Origin of the sequence: uncultured Parasphingopyxis sp., from assembly GCF_937129435.1 — a bacterium.
Taxonomy (GTDB): Bacteria; Pseudomonadota; Alphaproteobacteria; order Sphingomonadales; family Sphingomonadaceae; genus Parasphingopyxis.
In genome coordinates this window covers 1-23,350 of record NZ_CAKZNF010000010.1, presented here as the reverse complement: position 1 = coordinate 23,350, position 23,350 = coordinate 1, and the positions used below count along the sequence as shown (strand labels likewise).

Genomic DNA, 23,350 nt, shown 5'->3' with positions numbered 1-23,350 from the left:
TCGGGATAGATGGGCAAGATGGTTATCGAAATTCGAATCCCTGCGCTTCATTCGATGCTTGACCGGATTGCGACTCGCGGGAAATGCAAGCGATTCCACACTGCTGCAGCGCAACAATCGTGCGCGGTACAGGGGCGGTACCGGAATCTTTTTTATCCGGCACCGCCCGCGACTCGGAACAAATTACTCGACCGTCAACGTCCAGGCGCCGGTCGCACCACCGCCGAGCGTGGTCGGGCGAATGATCAGCGTTCCGGCCTGACTGAAGGTCAGTGTCAGCCGGGAATCGAGGCCGATCATCTCGCCGTCGCTGCCGACGCCGTCGTCATTGCTCTCGGCGACCGCGAAACCGAGCGGCGTCATCCCGCCAGCCTCGAGATAGGCGTCGAAATCTTCCGAGCGCAACGTGATGGTGACCGTCTGTCCCGGCGTGCCTTCCAGGCTGTAAAGCGCATAGTAGCGCGGATCGCCGCCATAGGGCGTTTCATAGGCCGGACTGTCCGCACCGAAGCTGCCATCGACCGTCTGGCCGACGCTGATCGGGGTCGGCGGAGGCGGAGGCGGAGGCGGCGGAAGCATTTCGGCCGAGATCGTATAGTTGCCCGTGCTGCCGGCGCCGAAGGTGCGCGCGCGGACGATATATTCGCCATCGTCGGGGAAGGTGAAGACGAGCCGCGAGTTGAGTTCGCCGGCGCCATCATCGTCCATGGCGAGTTGCGAGAACATGCCGTCGCTCATCTCGCCGACCTCGAGCAGCGTATCGAAATCATCGGACATCATCGTGATCGCGATCCGCTGTCCGGCCTCTCCGGAGATACGGTAATTGTCGAGATAATAGACATTCTCGTTCATGATCGCGCTGTCGGTGGTCAGCTGCGCGCTGCGCTCCTGCCCGGCCGTCAGCGGCGTTGTTTGCTGAGCCTGCGCGGCCGTTGCCGTGGCCAGCACCGCGAGCGCCGTGCCCATCGTGAACCCCAAAATCTTCTTGTGCATCGTCATACTCCCTGATCGGCCCCCGAGCGGTGACCGTGCCATTTGCGACCGCCATCCGCGTGTCGACGAACCGTTCTTTACATACGATGAATGGTTCGTCCAGATGGCCGTCGCGCAGCATGGCTGATTCCCCGTCGACCAGGCCGCCACCGTGATCCAGATCAATTGTTCGGCTAGGTGATCAAGCTTTTGAGAGTCTCCACCCGATCGGCCTCGTCGGCCGGTTTGTCACGGCGGATTCGGGCGATGCGGGGAAAGCGCATGGCGAGGCCCGATTTGTGCCTTTTGCTCTCGTGGACGGAATCGAACGCCACCTCCAGCACCAGCGTCTTCTCGACCTCGCGCACCGGGCCGTAGCGGGCAACGGAATTGCGCCGAACGAACCCGTCGAGCCATTTCAGCTCCTCATCGGTAAAACCCGAATAGGCCTTGCCGACGGGCACCAGTTCGTCGTCTTCGGTCCAACAGCCGAAGGTATAATCCGAATAGAAGCTCGACCGTTTGCCCGAACCGCGCTGGGCATACATCATCACGCAATCGGCGGTCAGCGGATCGCGCTTCCACTTGTACCAGAGGCCCGTCTTGCGGCCCGGGACATAGGGGCTGTCGCGGCGCTTCAGCATCAGCCCTTCGATCGCCGCATCGCGCGCGGCTTCGCGCATATCGGCCAGAGCCTCGAAATCCGCCGCCTCGACGATCGCCGAAAGGTCGAAACGGTCGGGCGGCAGCTGCGGTACGAACCCCTCCAGCCGCTTCCTTCGTTCGATCCATGGCAGTTCGCGCAGATCTTCGGTGCCGTCGAACAGGATATCGTAGAGCCGGACGAATGCCGGATGCGTATCCAGCATCTTCGCCGACACCTTCTTTCGCCCCAGCCGCTGCTGCAGCGCGTTGAAGCTGGCTGCGCCGCCCTCCGCCCCGCCCTGTGCATCGCCGCGTACGAGCAATTCGCCGTCGAGTGCGCCATCCTTGTCGAATGCGGCGGCGACATCGGGAAAAGCCGCCGAGATGTCGTCGCCCGTGCGGCTATAGAGCCGCGTCTCCCCGGCGGTCCTTACGAGCTGGATGCGGATGCCGTCCCATTTCCATTCGGCCGCATAGTCGTCGAGCGAAACGGTCCGCTCCTCGAGCGGATGGGCGAGCATGAAGGGGCGGAAAACCGGGACATCCTCGGCCGTGGGCTGCTTGGCGCGCCCCTCACCCCAGGCGAAGAGTTCGTCATAAGGCGGTTTGAGGCCGTGCCAGACTTCCTCGACCGCATCGACGTCGAGGTCGAAAGCCTGGGCGAGCGCCGTCTTGGCGAGCCGCGCGGACACACCGACGCGCAGCCCGCCCATGGCGAGCTTGAGCAGCGCATAGCGTCCCGAGGCATCGAACCGGTCGAGCATTTCGGCGAGCGCCCCCGGCGCCTGCGCGCGGCCGAGCGTCAACAGGCGCTCGACGACTTCGCCGAGACGGAGACCCTCGCTCTTCTCCCCGCCGTCACGCACCGGCCAGATCAGCGCCACCGTCTCGGCGGTATCACCGACATAGTCGCGGCTCATGCGGAAGAGCACGGGGTCGACGCGCTCGTCGACGATGGCGCTGACGGCTGCGCGCTTGACGCCGGGGATATCGAGTTCGCCCGTCAGCGCGGCAAGCGCCCAGCCGCGATCGGGATCGGGCGCGGCGCGCAGATAATCGGCAATCAGCTTGAGCTTGGCGTTACGCGAACGGGTATAGACAAGGCGGTCGAGAAGATCGGCAAAGGCGCGCATGGTCTAGAGAACGTGAACCGGCTGCACCCGTTCCGGGATCGGGCTCACTCGGCGCGGGTGAAGCGAAACGTCTCGATGCGCGTCTCGCCGCCCTGGCTGAGCCGGAGGTGGATTTCGAGCCGGTCGGGCGCGACCAGTTCATAGGTCAGGCCGGAAAAATAGGCGGCATCGTCCTCGATCGCGACGAGCGGAAATTCGATTGGGCTTTCGGCGCTGTTATCTTCCCAGCCGGAAAGATCGGCGTTGAAATGCTTGAGCCTGATGACCAGCGTTCCATCGCGCGGGACGATGTAGATGAGCTCGGAAAACTGCATGCCGTCGTCGCCGCTCTGCACGAAAATGCCGGTCATCATATCGCCCGTGGGCGGCAACCAGGCCTCCTGGCTCCGAGCGCCGAAGCCCTCGCCCTCCCATTGGCCGACGAGCCAGTCGAGCTGCGCGACGTTCGCAAGCGGCGAGGTGGCATCGCCAAGACTACGCACATCCTGCGCCACTGCCTGCGTTGCGAGCATCCCGGAAAGCGCAACCCCCAACCAGAACCGTTTCATCGCCCGTCCCCTTTCACGCCCGAAGCTACCCGAATTTGCTGGCCGTACAAACCAAAAGGGCCGACGCAAAGGCGCCGGCCCTTTCGCGCCCGGAGGGTTGCGTCCGGGCGTGATGGTTATGTGTCGCTATACGCGTCGGCCGCCCACCAGATGCAGCACGAGCAGGATCAGGAAGATGATACCCGCGCCATAGGCGAGGAACATAGCGAAATCGGCCACGCCGCCCAGACCGAGCAGCGCCGCGACGATCGCGATCACGAGGAAAATCAGTGCCCAACGTAACATGATAGAACTCCCATTGTGGATGCTGGAATAACCGGCGCAGCCATGGGAAGTTCCGGATAACCGGTTGATCCGAATAAAAAAGGCCGGCGCAGTGGCCGGCCTTTCTGTCGATGGGAGCTTGGTGCTCAGCCGTTTCGGCTGGCTTCGAAGAGAAACCATGCACGCTCCTCGGCCTGATCCGTCCAGTCGTCGAGCAACCCGTCGGTCGCGTTGTCGCCGGCCGCACCCGCCGCCTCCTTGGCTTCGCGCAGGATTTCGACGAGCTTGAGATTGTCGTCCCGCAGCTCGGCGAGCATGTCCGCGGCGCTGACGAAATCGGCGTCATTGTCGGCGATCGTCTGGTGCCGCGCGATATCGCCGATCGACCGAAGCGTCGTATTCCCGGTCTTGCGGACGCGCTCGGCGATCAGATCGGTCGTAGCGAGAATCTGTGCCGCCTGCTCGTCGAGCATCAGGTGATAGTCGCGGAAATGCGGACCAGAAACGTGCCAGTGGAAATTCTTGGTTTTCAGGTAGAGCGCGTAACTGTCGGCAAGCACCCTGTTCAGCGCTTCAGCGACCGCCTTGGTCTTGTCGTTGGTGAGATCGGTGGGGGTGGCGAGATTGGCTTCGGTCATGATGTCTGCTCCTGTTCTGCTGTTTCGATCCATTCGCTGTATGAACGGATTTATAGCAGATAAGTGCCGCGGAAGGGCCGGAATTGATCCGATATCGATGATCGCTTATCTAAATCAATAGAAATGCATTGATCGCCAAAATCGATGCAACGAGCAGCCAAACCGCCCCGATCGCGCGCCGGACGAGCTTGAGCGGAACCGTGTCGCGAAACGTCTCGCCCATCATGATCGCGGGGGCGCAACCGATGACGACGCCGATCGCGACCCCGACGGCCACGAACACCCATGTCCCGAACAGCGTCGCATAGCCGGCCGCGAGGAACTGCGTCTTGTCCCCGAATTCGAGCACGGCAAAGGCAAGGAAGCAGGCGATGAAGATCCCCGCCGGACGGGCGATGTCGGTCTTCGGGTCCTTGAACGGCCAGAAGGCCCCGGCGGCGGCGAACAGGAAACCGAGCGCCAGAAACAGCTGCGAAGCGCGATGATCGATCATCGGTGCGATCAGCGAACCGGCAAAGGCAGAAATCCCCGCGTTGAGCGCTGCGGCGCAGGCGACGGCCGCAAGCACGGTCATCGGCTTGCCGAACCGCATGGCGAGCAGCATCGCGAAAATCTGGGTCTTGTCCCCCCATTCGGCGAGCGTGGCCGTCACAAGGGGCAGGAAGAAGGAATCCATCGCTGGGAGCGGCGCTATCCCGACAGGCGAACCGAAATCGCCGCCAGCATGGCATCACGGGCGGTCGGGTCGTCGGCCGGATTGCAGCCGGTCGCGAGCTTCAACTGGTCGAAATAGAGACCGAAGGCCGTCGCGCCGCGATCCTGCGCAATCGCGCGTTCGAAGGCGTGAGCGATCCCCTCGACGGCAAGAAGATTGTGGGCGAGCGCGGTGGCGCGAATGGCATCGACGGCTTCGTGGAGCGCCGGCAGCGTCATCGCCCGGCAATCGGCTTCCAGCCGTTCGACCTGCGCCTGGATGTTGGCGCGGATCGCGAGCATCGCTTCCTGGTGGTGTTCCATGGCGCAACTCCTTTTGCCCATGATCAGCGCTACGCCGACTTGGTTACCATATGATTAAGAACCGCCGCCGGTACGGGACGAGCGCATCTGGAAATTGACGCTGGTCAATGCGGTTCGTTATTGATAATCAGTCGCATTAATTCAGATACAGAGACCGGAAATCCGTGAAGCTCGACGACCTACCCATGCGCCGCGTGGCGCGTATCGCCGCGATCGACTGGCCCCTGCTGCCGCCAGCCGATGCGAAGCGCCTGCGCAATCTCGGCTTCGATGAAGGCGTGGCCATCGAAAAGCTCCACCGCGCGCCGCTCGGCCGCGATCCGATCGCCTGCCGCGTCGGCAGGATGACCGTCGCAATCCGCCGCGCGCACGCGATCGCGATCACGGTGGCCGTCGACGGGGAGGCCGAAGCGGCGTGACGACCTTTCCGCTGGTAGCGCTGGCCGGCAATCCCAATGCCGGGAAGAGCGCGATGTTCAACGCGCTGACGGGTGCGCGGCAGAAGGTCGGCAACTATCCGGGCGTGACGGTCGAACGCCATTCGGGCCGGCTGTCGCTGAGTGACGGGCGGCCGATCGAACTGATCGATCTCCCGGGCGCGTACAGCCTCGACCCCTCGAGCCCAGACGAGCAGGTGACGCACGATGTCGTCATGGGCAAGCAGGAGGGCGAGCGGCTTCCCGATGCCATCGTCGTCGTCATCGACGCGGCGAATCTGGAAAACCATCTCCGCTTCACGCTGCAGCTGATCGAACTTGGCCTGCCCGTCGTCGTCGCGCTCAACATGATGGACATGGCCGAACGCGACGGGCTGACGCTCGATGCAGAGATTCTCTCGCGAGACCTTGGCGTGCCGGTGGTTCCCACGGTGGCGGTGCGCAAGCGCGGCGTGGACGCGCTCAAGGACGCAATCGGCACCGCCGTGACCGGCGGCAACCTCCGCAAGGTCGAGCCGGGCCATGGCGAGGGCGACGATTACGACCGCGTGCTCGTCCGGGAAAGGGCGCGTGACTATGCTCGCCGCGCGATCATCGACGAGAAGCCCGCACGCCGATGGAACCGGCGAATCGATGCCGTGCTGCTCCACCCGCTGGCCGGACCGCTCATCCTGTTCGCGCTGCTTTTCGTGATGTTCCAGGCGGTCTTTACCTGGTCCGAAGCGCCGATCGGCTGGATCGAAGGCGCGCAGGAATGGCTTGCCGGAACGGCAGCCGCGGCCCTTCCCGACGGGTTCATCCGGTCCTTCCTGATCGACGGCGTGATCACCGGCGTCGGATCGGTGGTCGTCTTCCTGCCGCAGATCCTGATCCTGTTCGCCTTCATCCTGATGCTCGAAGCAACAGGCTATATGACCCGCGCCGCCTTCCTGATGGACCGGCTGATGAGCCGTTTCGGATTGTCCGGATCCTCGTTCATCCCGCTGCTGTCGTCCTTCGCTTGCGCGATCCCAGGCATTATGGCGACGCGCACGATCGCAGACCCGAAGGACCGGCTGACCACGATCCTGATCGCACCGCTGATGACCTGTTCGGCAAGGCTGCCCGTCTATGCGATCATCATCGCCGCCTTTATCCCCAATACGACTGTCGGGCCGGGCATCGGCCAGCAGGGGCTGGTCCTGTTCGGCCTCTATATCGCCGGGATCGTTGGCGCGATGTTCGCCTCGCTCGTCCTGCGGCGCACCGTGGCGCGCGGCGAGAGCGGCACCTTCATCATGGAGATGCCGAAATATCAGTGGCCTTCGCTGCGCGACATCGTGATCGGCCTGTGGCAGCGCGCGATGATCTTCCTGAAGCGCGCCGGTACGATCATCTTCGTCGTCACCATCGCGCTCTGGGCATTGCTCTCCTTCCCGCAGGTGCCCGAAGGCAGCGATCAGACGCAGTCGGAATATTCGGTCGCCGGCCGCGTGGCCGACGGGCTCCACGTCGTGATGGCGCCGATCGGCTTCAACGAGGAGATCAGCCTGGCGCTGATCCCGGCCATGGCGGCGCGGGAAGTCGCCGTTGCGGCGCTCGCCACGACCTATTCGATCGACGAGACCGACGAGGCGCAGGCCGAACAATCGCTGACCGAACGCCTGCAATCGCGCTGGAGCCTGCCCACCGCCCTCGCCTTCCTCGCCTGGTTCGTCTTCGCGCCGCAATGCCTGTCGACCATCGCGGTGACGAAGCGCGAGACCAACGGGTGGAAATGGCCCGCCTTCATGCTCTCCTATCTTTTCGCGCTCGCCTATATCGCGGCGGGGATTACCTATTGGACAGCCACCGCGCTCGGGTTGTAACCCACCCTCCAATCGAGAATCGGAGAATCACATGGCGGGAAGCGTCAACAAGGTCATCCTGATCGGCAATCTGGGGCGCGACCCCGAAAGCCGGACGTTCAGCAATGGCGGCAAGGTCGTGAACCTGCGCATTGCGACGAGCGAGAACTGGAAGGACCGCAACACCGGCGAACGGCGCGAAAAGACCGAATGGCATTCGGTCGCAATCTTCTCCGAAGGCTTGGCCAATGTCGCCGAGCGTTATCTCCGCAAAGGCTCCAAGGTTTACATCGAAGGCCAGCTCGAAACGCGCAAGTGGCAGGACCAGTCGGGCAACGACCGCTATTCGACCGAGGTCGTGCTGCGCGGTTTCAATTCGACGCTGACGATGCTCGACGGCCGCAATGACAGCGGCGGCGGCCAGCGCGACGATAACGACTGGGATCGCGGCGCCGGATCGAGCGGCGGCGACAATTGGGGCGGCGGCCAGTCCAAGGGCTCGGGCCCGGCCGGCGGCGCGTTCGACGACGATCTCGACGACGACGTGCCGTTCTAGGGCTGGATCGCGCGGGCCGGGCTATAGCCGCAACCCGAATTTCGGGCCGATCCACGTCATGGCGAGATAGAGCAGCACCGTCACGACGCAGCCGGTGAGTAGCGCGGGCCAGAACGACCAGCCCTGCCGCAGCATCGCAGGAATGATCAGGAACATCGGCAGCGACGGCAGGACGAACCAGAAGGTCGCTTCTGCATGGCGCGCCATATTGGCCGCGTCATGAGTGTCGCGCCAAAGCCAGATCATGCCGAGCACCGAAATGAGCGGCAGCGACGCGACGAGCGCCCCGAAGCCCGGACTGCGCCGGGCGATCTCCGATACGATCGCGATGATCACGCCCGAAATCAGCGCCTTGACGAGCAGATAAATCATGATCGCGCGCTATCATGGCAGCCGGAAATTGCCTAGCAGGATCGCTCGCTATGCCCGACCATCGCACAATGATACTGTCGCGGCTGGATGACCCGTAACGCCTCCTGTCATTGCGGCGCGCTCGTGCTGCGCTGTGCCGGCGAACCGGCCAAAGTGTCGCTTTGCCATTGCGATGATTGCCAGCGGCGGACGGGATCGCTGTTCAGCGTCTGCGCCTTCTTTCCGCGAACCGCCATCACAGTCGAAGGCAGAGATGCGAAAGTGTTTCGCCGCGCTTCGGCGAGCGGCTCCGATGTCGCCTTCCACTTTTGCCCCGATTGCGGAACCACGCTCTGGTGGGAGCCGGACCGTATGCCCCATCTGATCGGCGTCGCCGTCGGCGGTTTCGCCGATCCGGATTTTCCGATGCCGGCGCAAGCGGTGTGGGACGAACACAGGCATCGCTGGCTGGAACTGCCGGAGGCGATCTCGGTGCACGAACGAAACCCGGTGCGAAAGCCGCCCAGCGGCTAGCTGCCCGTTCCCGCCAACTCTTCGATAACGCGCAGAAAATCCTCGCCGTAGCGCGCGAGCTTCGCCTCGCCTACTCCGGCGATCTTCGACATCTCGGCAATGCTCGCCGGCTTGGCCGCGGCCATCTCGCGCAGCGTCGAATCGTGGAAGATGACATAGGGCGGCACGGCGTTTTCCGCGGCGATTTCGCGGCGTCGTTCGCGCAGCGCGTCGAACAGCGGATCGCCGACGGGATTGGCCTCCTGGTTCTTGCGGCGGCGGCGCTGGCGCTTCGGTGGCAATACAAGCTCGACGGCCTCTTCGCCGCGCAGAATCGAGCGCGCATTGGGGCCGAGCGCGAGCCCGCCATGATCGGTCAGCACGAGCGCCTCGCGCGTCTGCAGCGCGCGGGCGACGGGGCGGACCATCGGCTCTTCGTCGTCCGACAGGATATCCCAGACCGACAGCCGGTCATGGCCGAGATCGACGATGCGGTCGCTCGGCTTGCCTGCCAGCACGGCTACGACATGGCCGACGCCGAAACGCTGGCCGGTGCGATAGACCGCCGATAGCAATTTGCGCGCCGTCTCGGTCGCGTCGATAGCGGTCGGCGGTTCGAGGCAATTGTCGCAATTGCCGCAGCGCTCGGGCGGGTCCTCGCCGAAATGCCGGAGCAATATGGCGCGGCGGCACCCGGCCGTCTCGACCAGCGCGCCGAGCGCGTTGAGCCGCGATCGCTCGCCCGCTCGCCGGTCGGGCTCGATCTCGCTCTCGATACGCTGCCGGGCTCGCGAAAAATCCTCCGCACCCCAGAAGAGATGCGCCTCTGCCGGATCGCCGTCGCGCCCCGCCCGGCCGGTTTCCTGATAATAGGCCTCGATCGATTTCGGGATTCCCGCATGGGCGACGAAGCGGACATCGGGCTTGTCGATCCCCATGCCGAAAGCGATCGTCGCGCAAATCACCATGTCTTCCGAGGCGACGAAATCGGCCTGGTTCTTCGCCCGTTCCTGGGGCGGCAGCCCGGCATGATAGACAGCGGCGTTGCGCCCCGTCGCGGCGATTTCGGCCGCGAGCCTCTCCGCCTTGGCCCGGCTCGGCGCGTAGACGATGCCCGGCCCCGGCTGCTCGTCGATCAGCGCCTTGACCTGCTGCTTGAGCCCGGTGCGCGGGCGGATGACGTAGCGGATATTGGGCCGGTCGAACCCGGCAACGATCAGCGCCTCGTCCTCCATGCCGAGCTGGGCGAGCACATCCTTGCGCGTCGCCTCATCGGCGGTAGCGGTCAGGCCGAGCCGGGGGACGCCCTCGAGCCGGTCGAGCAGCGGTCGGAGGAGCCGATAATCGGGCCGGAAGTCATGGCCCCATTCGGAAATGCAATGCGCCTCATCGATCGCAACCAGCGAGAGCGGCACCTGTCCGAGCATATCCTGAAACTGCGGCATGCTCGCGCGTTCGGGCGCGACATAGAGCAGATCGAGATCGCCGGCGCGGAAGCGGTCGGCGGTCTCGGCGCGGTTCGCATCGGCGGATGTCAGCGTCGCCGCCTTGATCCCAACCGCATCGGCGGCGCGCACCTGATCGTGCATCAGCGCAATCAGCGGCGACACGACAAGCGCCGTGCCGGGCCGGGCAAGTGCCGGGATCTGGTAGCAGAGCGACTTACCCGCCCCTGTCGGCATGATCGCGAGCGCATCCTTCCCCGCCATCACCCGGTCGATCACCTGCCGCTGCGTCCCGCGAAAGGCCTCGAAGCCGAAAACGGCATGCAGGATTTCGTCGGGATCGCGCATGGCGACCGCTATAGGAAGCGCGATGCGCGGCGTCACCCATGGCGCAAACGCCGCCGTTAACCGCTTCCGATAACCCCATGCGTAAGAGAACTCTTAAGGGATCGCGGCGTAAAGCTTTGCGTAACCAATGACGAGGGCGGGCGGAATGCATCCCAGAGAAGCGGTGATCGAACAGGCTGCACGGTCGGCAAGTCCGAACCGTGCGTCCCTGCGCGTCGGCACGGCCGATCGGACGGACGAAATCGGTACGCCGCTCTGCCGCTTTTTCGAGCCCGGCGCGCTGCCCCGCGATATCGCCAACCAATGGTCGGTGCTGGCCGATCACGCCGCCGAACCCAATGCCTTTGCCGAACGGTGGTTCCTCGAACCCTCGCTCGCCCATCTGGCGGTGACCGAGGACGTGCGGCTCGCCGTCGTTACCTCCCCGGACGGACTGCTGGTCGGACTGATGCCGCTGACCGTCAAACCCAATTACGGCCGCATCCCGATCCGCAACGTCCAGAACTGGCAGCACGCCAACGCCTTTCTGGGCACGCCCCTGATCCGCGCCGGGCTGGAAGCGGCCTTCTGGCACGCGCTGTTTTCGGCACTCGACGAATGCGGCTGGGCGACGGGCCTCGCGCATTTCAACGGGCTGGTCGAAGGCGGTCCGGTGCTTGAAGGGCTGCGCGCGGCAGGGCGCCGCTGCGACATCGTCAAACGCTATGAACGCGCGCTTTTGCGCTCGGACCTTACACCGGAGAACTATTGGGCCGAGGCCGTGCGTGGAAAGAAGCGCAAGGAATTGCGGCGCCAAGCCAACCGGCTGTCCGAGCTGGGAAGCCTCGAATTCCGCACGCTGGCACGCGACGAGGATTGCGCGGGCTGGGTAAGCGATTTTCTCGAACTCGAAGCGCGCGGCTGGAAGGGCGATGCGGCCTCGGCGCTGGGCTGCGACGACGCCTTGACGGCATTCTTCACCGACATCTGCACCGGCGCCCATCGCGAGGGGAAGCTCGATTTCCATCGGCTCGATCTCGACGGCAAGCCGATCGCGATGCTCGTCAATTTCTTCGCCGCGCCGGGCGGCTTTTCGTTCAAGATCGCGTTCGACGAGGACTATGCCCGCTATTCGCCCGGCGTCCTGATCGAACAGTATAATCTGCGCGTGCTCGAACGCGACGACATCGACTGGATGGATAGCTGCGCGTCGGAAGATCATCCGATGATCAACAGCCTCTGGCACGAACGGCGTTCGATCGTCCTCATTACCGTCCCGCTGGGCGGCCGCCGCAACCGAATGATCTTCAACGCCTGCCGCGCGACCGAAAACGCCGCCGCCAGGGCCAAGGGCTTCGTCCGATCGCTACGGGAAAAGGGAAATGACTGAACCGGTTTTCGCCGCTCCGGCGCTCGCCGCGCTGCGCCGCGCCTATCCCGAGGCGCCGGCGCTGCTCGATCATGGCATGCGCGACCATCCGATGCTCGGCTTCGATGCGCTTGCCGAACTGGCGCTGTCGATGCGCGAGGTCGATGTCGAATATAACCGCGCCGACCTTCCCGTCGGCATCGATCCCGACGCGGTCGAGGCGAACGGGCTGGGGATCGTCGAGACGCTGAAGACGATCGAGACCAATGGCAGCTGGATGGTGCTGAAGTTCATCGAACAGAACGCCGCCTACAAGGCGCTGCTGCACGAAACGCTGGCCGAGATCGAACCGGCCGTGCGCGATGTCACCGGCGAGATGCTGAAACTCGAAGGCTTCGTCTTCGTCTCCTCGCCCGGCGCGATGACCCCGTTCCACATGGATCCGGAACACAATATCCTGCTGCAACTGAAAGGCAGCAAGACGATGACCGTCTTCCCGGCGGACGACGACGAACTCGCGCCCGGCGCCGCACATGAAGCCTTCCACAATGGCGGCCATCGCAACCTCGCCTGGCGCGACGATTTTGCGTCGCGCGGTTCGGCATTCGAACTGACGCCGGGCAAGGCGGTCTATGTTCCGGTCAAGGCGCCCCATTTCGTCCGCAACGGGCCGGAGGCGTCGGTTTCGCTCTCGATCACCTGGCAGAGCGAATGGGCCTATCGCGAAATGTATGCGCGGCAGTGGAACGAACTCGTCCGCCGCATGGGCATCGAACCGAAGTCCCCGAAACGTTTTCCGCATCAGAACCATGCGAAGTCGCTGGCCTGGCGCACGATCGACAAGGCCCGCCGGGTGGTGGGGAAATAGTAGGTGTATCCCTCTCCCCTTGAGGAAGAGGGTTGCGCAGACTTGGCAGCTTGCTGCCTAGTCGTAGCTGGGTGAGGGGTAGGAGCTCGCAAGGCGAGCGCGCGGCGCATGGCGCCGCTTCCCCTCTCCAACTGCGCCTAGGCTCCTGCGTCGCCAAGGCTTCCTATCCTCTCCCTCAAGGGGAGAGGAACATCAGAACCTCTTCCGGAAGCTCAACTCCACATAGCGCCCGCGCGGATCGACGAAGCCGGGCTGGTAGGCGAGCGGCACATCGCCATTCTGGTCGGTAATCCGCTGGACGCCGCCGAAGATATTGTCGACGCGCAACGCCAGCCGGCTCCCCGCGAGGAAAGGAATGTCCTCGACGATGCCCGGCCGGCTGTCGAAGCTGAAGAAGGCGCGCAGGTTGAACGTCACGATATCGTCGAAGAACAGGTCGCTCGATCCCGGCAGGCCGCTGCCGTCGATCCTTGCCGCCCCACTATATTCGCCCGACAGCCGGAAACCGATCCCGCCGAGGAACATACCTCCTTCCAGCTCCACAGAGTGCCGCGCCGTGGGCGAGGAACCGCTGGTGACCGACCCGTCGAGCAGGTTGAGCTCGGGAACGCCGGGCCGGATCAGCACCGTCTCGTCGAGCCTGTAGGTGTGATAGAGCGAGAGCTGCCACCGGCCTCCTCCGCCACCGCCACGGCCGCCGCGCATGAAACCCATCGGGCTGCGCCCACCGCCACGGCGGCCCTCGCCGCGCGGCGGTCCTTCGCCGCGATTGGCTTGCTCGCCCTGCGGGGCCGCGCCTTCCGGTTGCGCCTCGCCATCGGGTGACGGTGTGCCTGCGGAAGCCGGCGTCTCGTCCGATGACGGCGCATCCGAAGCGCCCTGCCCTCTGCCACGCCGGCCTCGTCCTTCGCCGCCTCCGCCCCGCCGTCCGCGCCAGCCGCCTTCCTCCTCGTCATCGTCCGAACCGATCCGGCCCGACAGGTTGATGCCGTAGCGGATGCGCTCGCTCCGCACCTCCGAGAAGGTCACGGGCCGCGCATCGACAGCGAGCAGGTTGCCGAAGGCATCGCGCGTCACCCGATCGGGGAAAGCCGCTTCGATTTCGGGCGTCAGCAGCGGGAAGGACGCGGTGACGTTCTCGCTGCGGTTGCGGACATATTCGCCCGACAGGCGGACTTCCGGATTGTCGCCGAAGCGATAATTGACGCCGAGCTTGAAATCGCGCCGCTCTTCGGCGGCGAGGTTCGGATTGCCGCCGGTCGTCCGGTCGATCAACACGCTCTGCCCCGTCGTGAAGTCGAATACGCTGACATTGGGCGTGACGATGAGGGGATCGCCGAGCTGCTGCACGCTCGGGGCCGCCTCCTCGCCGATCACGCTCGCGAGGATCGACAGCCCGTCGAGCGGCTCCCAGTTGAGGCCATAGCCATATTCGACCAGGCCGCCGAAATCGCTGAGATCGGCATAGCCGATATTGCCGTTGATCGAGAGGTCACCGAGAAAGCCGAGCACGAGGTTGCTGCGGCTGGCGATGGGGATATCGACATTGGCCCGCGCGAACAGCCGCTCGCGGCTGAGATCGGCGACGGAGATCACACCCGAACGCTCGGCCTCGCTGTCGATGGCGCGCCATTCGAAGCCGCTCGTCGCGCTGACCGTCACCGGGCCGGCGGGCATCGCCAGCGGGCTTCCGGCGATCGTCGCATTGGCATCGGCATTCTGGCTGACGCTGTGCGAGCGATCGACGGTGAAGCCGAGCCCAAGGCCCAGATCGCGCGCGAACGGATCGAGGCTCGGATCGCCCGCCGCGATGCGGGTGACGAGCGTCGACAGGTCGGACCGGTCGGTCGCCGTATCGCTCTCGCTGCGGCTGTAATTTCCGGTCAGCGACCAGCGCCACTCATCGAACTGGCCGTTGACGGACAGCCCCGCCTCGGCGTCGAGCGAATCCGAAAAGCGGTTGAGCGTCCCGCCGACGGCCGGAAGGTAACGGTAGATCGTCTCGTCGCCCGCCACCCGCGCAAAGGGGCTTGAAGCGGGAATCGTCAGCGACGTCCCCGGCAATCCGAGCCGCGATGTCGTGTCGGTGCGCGAGACCTCGCCGCTCAGCGTCGCCGAGGTCGTTCCGCCCAACTGGCGGTTGTAGCTGGCATTGACCTCGAACGAATCGGTTTCGCCGATCAGCGTGCGGAATTCGCCATTATCGACGAAACCCGGCTCGTCGATGCGCGACTGGACGATGCCGCGCTCGCTTTCAAACAGCGCCGATCCGGGTTCATATTCGACGTCGATATTGAGGCGCCCGTTCTGGCCGATCCGCGTCAGCGTCGCCTCGATTTCGCTCGCATTAAAGCCGCCCTGGGTCGACCGGCCATGCTCGACCTCGCCGACGAAGGACGCGAAATTTTCTCGCAGGATGAAGTTCACGACGCGCTGGTCGGGCCGATAGCCGTAGCGAAGCGCCAGCTCCTCCGGGAACACCTGCACCCGCTCGATCGCTTCTGGCGGTAGGTCGCGCAGTTCGCGAAAGCCGGAGATACGCTGGCCGTTGAGCAGGATGATCGGCCGTCCACCGCTGCCCCGGCCGCGCGCCGAACCCGTCTGGGGTGAAATGGCGGTCAGCAGATCCTCCACGGACGACGCGCCATAGCTCGCAATGTCGGCGGCATCGAGCTCGGTCTCTGGCGGAATATCGCCGATCACCTCGCCGCGGCGCGGCGCCGCCGTTACGACGATGACATTGCCGACGACTTCGGATTCCGTGCCCGCAGGCGGCTCATCGGCTGCAGGCGTTTCCTGCGCCATCGCGCCATGCGGGATAGCGAGCGCGGCAAGGGCTGTACTCGAAAGGGCAAGCGCGGCGAAGCGTTTGCGGACAACGGTGCGGGGCATCGACAACGGAACTTTCTCATCACTGCCGACAACAGCCGGTCGGTTGCACCCCACGGACTTACCGATGCGGCGCGTTTCACTCCCAACGCCGTCACCGCCATTCGGTTTCGCATCGATTTGTCGCAAAACTGTGCCCTGCGTCGCGCCAGTCTAACGGACCGCCTTGCCGGACACTCATCCCGGCCCTTCCCTTCGCAGCGGCTTGCCGCTATGGCGCGGCGGATTTCCGGCACTATATAGGCGATTATGGCGAAAGAAGAACTTCTCGAAATGCGCGGAACGGTGGTGGAACTGCTGCCGAACGCGATGTTCCGTGTGAAACTCGAAAACGATCACGAGATCCTGGGTCACACGGCCGGCAAGATGCGCAAGAACCGCATCCGCGTGCTCGTCGGCGACGAAGTGCTCGTCGAAATGACGCCTTACGATCTGACCAAGGGCCGCATCACCTATCGCTACATGCCCGGCCGCGGCGGACCCGGCCCCTCCTGACGCTGAAACTGATACTCGCATCGGCCTCGCCGCGGCGATTGCAGCTGCTGCAGCGGATCGGGGCCGAACCCGATCAGGTCGATCCTGCCCATATCGACGAAAGCCCCGCACGTGGCGAACTGCCGCGCCACTATGCCGTGCGCATGGCGAGGGAAAAGGCCGAGGCGGTTTGCGCGCGGCATCCCGGTAATATCGTCCTCGGCGCGGATACCGTGGTGGCGGCGGGACGGCGCATCCTGCCCAAGGCCGAGACGGCGGACGAAGCGGAGCGATGTTTGAACCTGCTCTCCGGACGCCGCCACCGCGTTTATTCCGCCGTCACCGTGATCGATAGCGAAGGCTCCGCGCGCCATCGGCTGTCATCGACCATTGTCGCATTCAAGCCGTTGAGCCGACAGGAGATCGAAACCTATCTTTCGACCGGCGAATGGGAGGGCAAGGCGGGCGGCTATGCCATCCAGGGTTGCGCCGAAGCCTGGGTGAGATTCCTCTCGGGCAGCCATTCGGGGGTGATCGGCCTGCCGCTGTTCGAAACCCGCGCGCTGCTCGAGAGCGCGGGATACGACCTTGGCTGAGTGGATCGTCGAAAACGGGATCGGTGAAACGCGCGCCGCGCTGGTCGACGGCGACACGATTCTCGAGGCGCATATCGAACCCAATGGCGAGCCGATCGCGGGCAGCATTGTCGAGGCGAAGCTCGTCGAACAAATCGCCGGCAAACGCGCTGGCCGGCTCGAGCTTACCGATGGCGCTGAAGCGATCGTCGAACCCCTGCCCGCTGGACTGACCGAGGGCGCGACGGGCCTCTTCGAGGTCGTTCGCGCGCCGATCCCCGAACCGGGCCGCCCAAAGCTGGCCAAGCTGCGCCATGCGCCCCGTGCCGATGGGCCGCGATCCGCGAAACCGTTGGCCGAAAGGCTCCCCGGTAATCATCCGATTGTCACGCTGGCCGCGCATGAGCCCGACCGGCTCGAAGGGGCAGGCTGGTCCGAACTGCTCGAACAGGCGGCGAGCGGCGCCGTCCCCTTCCCCGGCGGCGCGCTGCGCATATCGCTGACCCCCGCCATGATCGTGATTGACGTGGACGGCGTGATGCCGCCCGCCGAGCTCGCGCGGGAGGGCGCCAGGGCGGCCTCGCAGACGATCCGACGGCTCGATATTCAGGGGTCGATCGCCATCGACCTACCGACGCTCGACGCCAAGGGCGAGCGGCAGGCGGCGGCCGAGGCCTTCGACGCCAGCCTGCCCCTCCCCTTCGAGCGCACGGCGGTCAACGGGTTCGGGCTGATGCAGGTGGTCCGCAAACGCGCCGGCCCGTCGCTTGCCGAACGCTTCCAATATGACGCGCCCGCGAGCCACGCCCGGGCACTGCTGAGGCGCGCCGAACGCACAAAGGGAAGCGGGCCGCGCACCATCCGCGCGCATCCGAGAATCTTCGCGATGCTCGAAGAGCGAGCGGACTGGATCGACACACTCGCCCGCCGCATCGGCGCACCCGTGACGCTCGAAATCGACCCCGCGCTATCGATGGCCGGAGGCACGGTGCACGCCGAAACGCCCTGAATTCGCTTCAATCGCTCCCGCCGCTGTGCCAGTCTCGACCGCGAGAGGGAGAGAGCGATGCTAACAAAAGGCGACGATTATCCGCTGCACCAGACGCCCGAGCCGATGGCCTATTCGGGCAGCGACCGGAATTTCTACGACCGCTATTTCTTCAACGGCTATAGTGCCGACGGCAGCCTGTTCTTCGCCGCAGCCATGGGGATTTATCCGCATCTCGATGTAATCGACGCCAGCTTCTGCGTGCTGGTGGACGGGGTACAGCACAATGTCCGTGCCTCGCGGCGGCTGGGGTCGGAGCGGCTCGATCTGCACGCCGGGCCGATCCGGGTCGAGATCGTCGAACCGCTCAAATCGCTGCGGATCGTCGTCGCCGATGCCGATGCGCCGATCGCCGCCGATGTGATCTTCACCGCGCGCCACGACGCGATCGAGGAGCCACGCTTCATCCGCCGCAACGGCCCGCGCATGTTCATGGACTATACGCGGATGACGCAGAATGGCGGCTGGTCCGGCACCATCACCGTCGACGGCACCGAGCACACGGTTTCGCTCGACAGCCACATCGGCACGCGCGACCGCAGCTGGGGTATCCGGCCCGTCGGCGCGGGCGACAGCCAGCCACCGCCCAGCGGCAATCTCCCGCAATTCTACTGGCTCTGGACGCCGCTCAACTTTCCCGATCATGCGACCTTTTTTCATTCGAACGACGATGGCGTGGGCGTGCCGTGGAACCGCCGCGCGGTGATCGCGCCGACGGGTGGCGGCGAGGCGGAAGAGTTCGACGATGTGGTCTACGATATCCGCTACCGCTCCGGCACGCGGCGCGTCGAGCGGCTGCAGGCGTTCCTCTGCAACGACCGCGATATCGAGATCATCGTCGAGCCCCAGGGCCCCGTCTTCCATATGTCCGGCCTCGGCTACATGCACCCGCAATGGGGGCACGGCATGGACCATGGCGACGAGGAGGCCGCTTATGACACCATCGTCACGGCCGATGCCGAGTGGGCGAACCCGTTGCACATCCATATCCAGGCCTTCACCCCGGCCGTGCTCAGGATCGACGGCAAGGAACATCGCGGTCACGGCGTGCTCGAACAGCTGCTCATGGGCCCGCATGGCGCGAGCGGGCTGACCGGGCTGCTGGACCCCGCACGATGAGCCGCGATTTTCCCGTTGCTCCGGAAGAATTCGAGACGGGCTGGGTCGAGCAGGTCTTCGATGCGACACCCGGTTCGCTGGCGGGCCTGACGCACGAACCCGTCGGGACGGGGCAGGTCTGCGACAGCTATCGCTTCCGATGCGACTGGCAGGAAGAGAGCCACCCCGCCACCTTCGTCGCCAAATGCCCGAGCCGCGACGCGACCAGCCGCGGCGCTGCCGCGCTCTTCCACCTCTACGACATGGAGGTCGGCTGGTATCGCGACGTCGCGAAGGACAGCGGCGTTTCCTGCCCGCCGCCCTATCATGCCGAAATCGGCGCCGATGAAACGCAATTCGCGCTGCTGCTCGGTGACATGGCGCCGGCCGAACAGGGCGACCAGCTTGCCGGGGCCGATGCGGCGACGGTAGCGGCGGCTCTGCACGAGGCGGCGGCGCTTCACGCATGGCGGCCGAAATCCGGCAGCTTCGACGACCTTGCATGGCTGCATCACAGCGCCGGCAATAGCGGCTATATGCGGCAGGCGCTCCCGAGCCTGTTCAAACAGTTCCAGCCGCGCTTCACCGGTCTTTTGCCGGAGGAGGTGCTCGATCTCGGCGCCGAACTCGTCGCCCGGTTCGACGCCTATATGGATGCCGCGCCGCAGCCCGAATGCATCGCCCATGGCGATATGCGGCTCGACAATATCCTGTTCACGGCACCGCGCGAGGACGACCTCCCTCTGGCGATCCTCGTCGACTGGCAAACCTGCTCGATGGGCCATGGCGCGGGCGACGTCGCCTATCTGATCGGCACCAGCTTCGCCGATCCGGAAGACAGACGCGCGCAGGAAAAGCCGCTGATCGCGCAATATCTCCAGCGCCGCGAAGCGCTCGGCGCCCCGGCCGATCCCGACGCCTTCTGGGACGCCTATCGCCGCAGCGCCTTCGCCGGCTACATCATGGCGATCAACGCCGCGATCCATGTCGAGCGAACCGAACGCGGCGACGCCATGTTCGCGGCGATGGCCGAACGGCCCGCGCAGATGGCGCTGGACCTGGAGAGTTTGAGCCTGGTGTGATTGTCAGACTTTGGCTTGCGCCAAAGCGCGGCGCCAGCCCACACCCCCACCCGACCTCCCAACCAGAGTGCACTAAGTGGGAGGTCGGGTGGGGGTGTGGGCTGGTGCCGCGCCGAGCCGAAGGCGAGGTCTGACAAAAACTCCGCTTGAGACCTGCGCGACCTGACACCATATCCCGCCCATGCCCAAACGCGCCCAATCCTGCCCGATCTGCCGCAAACCCCCGGCTGCGGAATTCGAACCTTTTTGCAGCCGCGGCTGCAAGGATCGCGACCTGCTCAACTGGCTGGGCGACGGCTATCGCGTGCCCGGCCCGCCCGTCGATCCGGAAAGCATCGTCGGGGTAGAAAACGGGGTGGACAGCGACCGCTGAACCGCCCTATAGCGCCGCCTTCCGTGCCAACCTGCCGGAATGCCCAGGTAGCTCAGTTGGTAGAGCATGCGACTGAAAATCGCAGTGTCGGCAGTTCGATTCTGTCCCTGGGCACCATTCTTTCCCCAAATCCCCAAAGCATTGGGCTCACGTCTCGGACCGCAGGAGAGACCATTTGGCCGGTCCTGCGATGCAAATTGGCAGGTTGCGCTATTGGGTCGTTTCGAACCCGAGCAGCCGCCGCTGCTCCGCCCAGTCGAGCGGCAGTTTCGACATCCGTGCCAGGCGGATGCGGGTCAGCGTTGCCGGCTGACGCCCATCCAATATGGCAGTAGTGATGTCCGGCGCGAGATATCCAAGGCGGACGAGCCTGGCAAAATAGTCCTTGTCGTAACCTTCGGCCGCAGCGACGGCTTTCACATCGTCGTTGCTGCGCTCAACCGACAGCCTTGCACCATGCGCTGTCGCCATCAGCTTGATCAGCGATGGATCAGCATGCCGGTTAGCTAGCGCCTCGCCCGGCGGGATGGCGATGCGGGATTGCTTACCGCTGCTGACCACGCGTGCCGGTATTTTCAAATCCAGAATTACGGGGTCTTCTATCGCGTCAGGAGAGACCTTGACCGAGAGATCGATCCGATCCTGTTCGATGGTGACCCGATCGACCAGCGCATCGATCCGTGCACGCCGCACGGGATGATCCCCATCCAGATCTGAAGCCCAATCGGCTGCATCGGCAAAGATCTGTTCGAGCTCGCTGGCATTGGCGTCTGGAACGGCTGCCGACAGCTCACTGTGGTCTGTAAGGAGCTTGCGCAACCGCCCGACCACAGTCTCTTCCAAGTCGATCGCCGGTACCCGCCAGGATGGGCTCGCTCCTCATCGCTATCCTGTCGCGACCGGTAATAACGGTATCGGCGCTTCCCCTTGCAAGCATGATCAGGTGACATCCTTCTGCACAAACCATCATAGACCAAACCCGTCAGCAGGCTTGGGGCGCTCGCATGATGACCATGCTTCCGTGCCACGCGGTTGCGGGCGAGCCGGTCCTGGACCTTGGCGAAGAGATCATCGTCAATGATGGCTTGGTGTTGGCCCGGCCATGCCTTGCCCTTGTGAACGATGTCGCCGGCATAGATCCGGTTTTGCAGCATCGCATATAGCGCGCCTCTGCCAAGGATCGCGCCGCCATAGGGATTGCCGTTGCGCGAGATACGTCTCCGCGTTCGAACTCCCGCATCCTTGAGTTCGTCGGCCAGGACCGGAACCGAGCCTAGCTCGAGATAGCGTGCGAAGATGTGCCGGACAGTTACTGCCTCATCCGGTTCGATATGAAGCTTGCGATCCGCGACCCGGTAGCCGAACGGCACCGTCCCGCCCATCCACATCCCCTTCTTCTTCGAGGCGGCAATCTTGTCGCGGATCCGCTCACCCGTCACCTCGCGCTCGAACTGGGCGAAGGAGAGCAGCACATTAAGGGTGAGCCGTCCCATGCTGGTTGTGGTGTTGAACGACTGGGTGACGCTGACAAAGCTGGCGCCGGCCCCGTCCATGATCTCGACGATCTTGGCGAAGTCGGCGAGGCTGCGCATAAGGCGGTCGACCTTGTAGACGACGACGACATGGATTTTGCCAGCGCGAATATCAGCCAGCAGCTGAACCAGGCCGGGCCGTTCCATATTGCCCCCTGAAAAGCCGCCATCGTCATAGAGTTCGGGATGCAGCGCCCAGCCCTCATGCCGCTGGCTGGCAATGTACGCCTCGCAGGCCTCGCGCTGTGCATGCAGGCCGTTGAAGTCCTGCTCCAGCCCATCTTCAGTCGATTTGCGGGTGTAAATCGCGCATCGCAGTTCGCGAAGTTTTGCGTCCGGTTCAATCAGCGGCCGCTGCAACCTTGCGTTTGACCAGTCCGAAGAAGCGCGGCCCCGACCAATGCGCTCCCGTCAGGTGACGGGCGATCTGGCTCAGCGATTGATAGTGCCGGTCTTCAAACTGGAATCCCTCGTCGGTCACGAGGACCTTGATGGTCTTGCCATTCCATTCGCGCACGAGCCGCGTACCGATGGCCAATTGTGATGGCGCGGCTGCTCCAATGTCACCGGTCGCATCGAGCTCGCTTGTCATCTGGTCAAGCCTGCGCCGCAAAGGCGGGCTCAGATCTCCATAGTGTTTTGCTTGCCAGCGCCAGGCGATCGCCCTTGCCAGAAGATCGGGGCTGTGGGGCGGCGTCTCGCGCCGGAAGGTTCGTCGCCATTCGGCGCGAAGCTGGGCCGGCGTCATCGACGCCAGCCCAGCGACGCGTGTATCGAGCGGAGCCACTAGGACGCGACCGTGACCGTATTTGTAATCCGATAGGCCGATGCACCGGACTTTCGCTGCTCGCGAATGATCGTGTGCCCCTTCTTCCGCAACCCCGGCATGAATGCACGGGCGCTATGCGGCTGCCAGCCTGTCGCAATCGTGATGTCCTCGATGGTTGCTCCGGCCTTGCGGTTCAGCAAACGGGTGACGGTGTCGGACTTGCGTTCGGCTTTGGCCGGCTCGGCAGCGACGGTCTGGTTCGGTGCGGTCGTATCCGTGGTCATGATTGGGTCTCCTGTGCGGGCAAGTGCACACTGCACCTGCTCCCACGACCCAAAGCCCCGGTTCGGTTGCGGGGCTGCTCGGACTCGATCGCGCTCGTCACCAGCAGCACGACCAACGCTTGGTCGGCGTTGGAAGTCCAGTCTCATTGTCAGGCGTCATCAATGATGTCGGCTCCGCGCCCCATGTCGGTCATTCGGTAGACCGAATGGTGTTCCCGAAAACGGACGCTCAGGACTGCCGACCGGCGGGATCAGAACTCCCATCCGATGGTGACGGAGCCGGCGATGCTGTTCTCGTCGCCGCCGACAAGCGCGCG

26 protein-coding genes and 1 tRNA gene are annotated in these 23,350 nt (G+C 64.6%); 13 read left to right on the top strand and 14 right to left on the bottom strand.

All coding sequences use genetic code 11. The features are described 5' to 3' along the window. Window positions 1-183: 183 nt before the first annotated feature. The 7 genes from Q0139_RS02520 to Q0139_RS02490 form a co-directional block, all read right to left on the bottom strand. Window positions 184-993, bottom strand: coding sequence for a hypothetical protein (locus Q0139_RS02520; RefSeq protein ID WP_298016830.1), 810 nt, complete (start codon window positions 991-993; stop codon window positions 184-186). Window positions 994-1,166: 173 nt separating this feature from the next. Next, entirely contained in the window at window positions 1,167-2,750 is a 1,584-nt protein-coding gene (locus tag Q0139_RS02515) for a cisplatin damage response ATP-dependent DNA ligase (RefSeq protein ID WP_298016828.1), read from the bottom strand. A gap of 44 nt (window positions 2,751-2,794) precedes the next feature. After that, window positions 2,795-3,298 (bottom strand): DUF6265 family protein, encoded by a 504-nt coding sequence (locus Q0139_RS02510; RefSeq protein WP_298016826.1) that lies wholly within the window; start codon window positions 3,296-3,298, stop codon window positions 2,795-2,797. Between the two features lie 126 nt (window positions 3,299-3,424). Continuing rightward, the gene (locus tag Q0139_RS02505) at window positions 3,425-3,583 is read right to left on the bottom strand and encodes a DUF1328 domain-containing protein (protein WP_298016824.1); all 159 of its coding nucleotides are present in this window, start codon (window positions 3,581-3,583) and stop codon (window positions 3,425-3,427) included. Between the two features lie 125 nt (window positions 3,584-3,708). Further along, the gene (locus tag Q0139_RS02500) at window positions 3,709-4,200 is read right to left on the bottom strand and encodes a DNA starvation/stationary phase protection protein (RefSeq protein ID WP_298016820.1); all 492 of its coding nucleotides are present in this window, start codon (window positions 4,198-4,200) and stop codon (window positions 3,709-3,711) included. A 109-nt stretch (window positions 4,201-4,309) separates the two neighbouring features. Continuing rightward, window positions 4,310-4,876 carry a TMEM165/GDT1 family protein gene (locus Q0139_RS02495; protein WP_298016817.1) on the bottom strand — a complete coding sequence of 189 codons (567 nt, stop codon included), beginning with the start codon at window positions 4,874-4,876 and terminating at the stop codon, window positions 4,310-4,312. Window positions 4,877-4,890: 14 nt separating this feature from the next. Next, entirely contained in the window at window positions 4,891-5,217 is a 327-nt protein-coding gene (locus tag Q0139_RS02490) for a hypothetical protein (protein ID WP_298016814.1), read from the bottom strand. Between the two features lie 164 nt (window positions 5,218-5,381). On the opposite strand from Q0139_RS02490, the gene Q0139_RS02485 reads away from it, so the two are divergent. From Q0139_RS02485 to ssb, 3 genes are read left to right on the top strand one after another with little or no spacing between them, the layout of a single operon-like run. After that, the gene (locus Q0139_RS02485; protein WP_298016810.1) at window positions 5,382-5,636 is read left to right on the top strand and encodes a FeoA family protein; all 255 of its coding nucleotides are present in this window, start codon (window positions 5,382-5,384) and stop codon (window positions 5,634-5,636) included. Continuing rightward, window positions 5,633-7,501 (top strand): ferrous iron transporter B, encoded by a 1,869-nt coding sequence (locus Q0139_RS02480; RefSeq protein WP_298016807.1) that lies wholly within the window; start codon window positions 5,633-5,635, stop codon window positions 7,499-7,501. The genes Q0139_RS02485 and Q0139_RS02480 overlap by 4 nt, the downstream gene beginning before the upstream one ends. Window positions 7,502-7,532: 31 nt before the next feature. After that, window positions 7,533-8,036 (top strand): single-stranded DNA-binding protein, encoded by a 504-nt coding sequence (ssb, locus tag Q0139_RS02475; protein WP_298016804.1) that lies wholly within the window; start codon window positions 7,533-7,535, stop codon window positions 8,034-8,036. A 21-nt stretch (window positions 8,037-8,057) separates the two neighbouring features. Here ssb and Q0139_RS02470 read toward each other — a convergent pair whose 3' ends face one another. Beyond that, entirely contained in the window at window positions 8,058-8,408 is a 351-nt protein-coding gene (locus Q0139_RS02470) for a DUF3147 family protein (protein ID WP_298016801.1), read from the bottom strand. Between the two features lie 87 nt (window positions 8,409-8,495). Here Q0139_RS02470 and Q0139_RS02465 point away from each other — a divergent pair, with 87 nt between their 5' ends. Continuing rightward, the gene (locus Q0139_RS02465; protein ID WP_298016798.1) at window positions 8,496-8,921 is read left to right on the top strand and encodes a GFA family protein; all 426 of its coding nucleotides are present in this window, start codon (window positions 8,496-8,498) and stop codon (window positions 8,919-8,921) included. Here Q0139_RS02465 and recQ read toward each other — a convergent pair. Beyond that, window positions 8,918-10,693 carry a DNA helicase RecQ gene (recQ, locus tag Q0139_RS02460; protein WP_298016793.1) on the bottom strand — a complete coding sequence of 592 codons (1,776 nt, stop codon included), beginning with the start codon at window positions 10,691-10,693 and terminating at the stop codon, window positions 8,918-8,920. The genes Q0139_RS02465 and recQ overlap by 4 nt on opposite strands. 145 nt (window positions 10,694-10,838) lie before the next feature. Here recQ and Q0139_RS02455 point away from each other — a divergent pair, with 145 nt between their 5' ends. Beyond that, complete coding sequence (locus tag Q0139_RS02455) at window positions 10,839-12,062, top strand: GNAT family N-acetyltransferase (protein ID WP_298016790.1); 1,224 nt, start codon at window positions 10,839-10,841, stop codon at window positions 12,060-12,062. Further along, complete coding sequence (locus Q0139_RS02450) at window positions 12,055-12,909, top strand: transcriptional regulator (protein ID WP_298016787.1); 855 nt, start codon at window positions 12,055-12,057, stop codon at window positions 12,907-12,909. The genes Q0139_RS02455 and Q0139_RS02450 overlap by 8 nt, the downstream gene beginning before the upstream one ends. Before the next feature lie 192 nt (window positions 12,910-13,101). Here the strand turns inward: Q0139_RS02450 and Q0139_RS02445 are convergent, their stop codons facing one another. Continuing rightward, complete coding sequence (locus Q0139_RS02445; protein WP_298016786.1) at window positions 13,102-15,801, bottom strand: hypothetical protein; 2,700 nt, start codon at window positions 15,799-15,801, stop codon at window positions 13,102-13,104. A 246-nt stretch (window positions 15,802-16,047) separates the two neighbouring features. Here Q0139_RS02445 and infA point away from each other — a divergent pair, with 246 nt between their 5' ends. From infA to Q0139_RS02410, 7 genes are all read left to right on the top strand, one after another. Continuing rightward, a complete protein-coding gene (infA, locus tag Q0139_RS02440) occupies window positions 16,048-16,293 on the top strand; it encodes a translation initiation factor IF-1 (RefSeq protein WP_298016784.1) in 246 nt (81 codons plus the stop codon). A 2-nt stretch (window positions 16,294-16,295) separates the two neighbouring features. Continuing rightward, window positions 16,296-16,868 carry a nucleoside triphosphate pyrophosphatase gene (locus Q0139_RS02435; protein WP_298016856.1) on the top strand — a complete coding sequence of 191 codons (573 nt, stop codon included), beginning with the start codon at window positions 16,296-16,298 and terminating at the stop codon, window positions 16,866-16,868. Next, entirely contained in the window at window positions 16,861-17,856 is a 996-nt protein-coding gene (locus Q0139_RS02430; RefSeq protein WP_298016782.1) for a ribonuclease, read from the top strand. The genes Q0139_RS02435 and Q0139_RS02430 overlap by 8 nt, the downstream gene beginning before the upstream one ends. 57 nt (window positions 17,857-17,913) lie before the next feature. Further along, a complete protein-coding gene (locus Q0139_RS02425; RefSeq protein ID WP_298016780.1) occupies window positions 17,914-19,014 on the top strand; it encodes a hypothetical protein in 1,101 nt (366 codons plus the stop codon). Next, window positions 19,011-20,075 carry a phosphotransferase gene (locus Q0139_RS02420; protein ID WP_298016778.1) on the top strand — a complete coding sequence of 355 codons (1,065 nt, stop codon included), beginning with the start codon at window positions 19,011-19,013 and terminating at the stop codon, window positions 20,073-20,075. The genes Q0139_RS02425 and Q0139_RS02420 overlap by 4 nt, the downstream gene beginning before the upstream one ends. Before the next feature lie 181 nt (window positions 20,076-20,256). Then, window positions 20,257-20,448 carry a DNA gyrase inhibitor YacG gene (locus Q0139_RS02415; RefSeq protein ID WP_298016777.1) on the top strand — a complete coding sequence of 64 codons (192 nt, stop codon included), beginning with the start codon at window positions 20,257-20,259 and terminating at the stop codon, window positions 20,446-20,448. Between the two features lie 41 nt (window positions 20,449-20,489). After that, window positions 20,490-20,565, top strand: a tRNA-Phe gene (locus Q0139_RS02410). Between the two features lie 93 nt (window positions 20,566-20,658). Here the strand turns inward: Q0139_RS02410 and Q0139_RS02405 are convergent. The 4 genes from Q0139_RS02405 to Q0139_RS02390 are packed head-to-tail and all read right to left on the bottom strand — an operon-like array spanning window position 20,659 to window position 23,033. Further along, window positions 20,659-21,141, bottom strand: coding sequence for a hypothetical protein (locus tag Q0139_RS02405; RefSeq protein WP_298016775.1), 483 nt, complete (start codon window positions 21,139-21,141; stop codon window positions 20,659-20,661). Further along, the gene (locus Q0139_RS02400) at window positions 21,048-22,340 is read right to left on the bottom strand and encodes a recombinase family protein (RefSeq protein ID WP_298016773.1); all 1,293 of its coding nucleotides are present in this window, start codon (window positions 22,338-22,340) and stop codon (window positions 21,048-21,050) included. The genes Q0139_RS02405 and Q0139_RS02400 overlap by 94 nt, the downstream gene beginning before the upstream one ends. After that, complete coding sequence (locus Q0139_RS02395) at window positions 22,321-22,767, bottom strand: DUF2924 domain-containing protein (RefSeq protein WP_298016770.1); 447 nt, start codon at window positions 22,765-22,767, stop codon at window positions 22,321-22,323. Before Q0139_RS02395 ends, Q0139_RS02400 begins: the two co-directional genes overlap by 20 nt. After that, entirely contained in the window at window positions 22,767-23,033 is a 267-nt protein-coding gene (locus Q0139_RS02390; protein ID WP_298016768.1) for a DUF3489 domain-containing protein, read from the bottom strand. The genes Q0139_RS02395 and Q0139_RS02390 overlap by 1 nt, the downstream gene beginning before the upstream one ends. Window positions 23,034-23,350 lie beyond the last annotated feature (317 nt).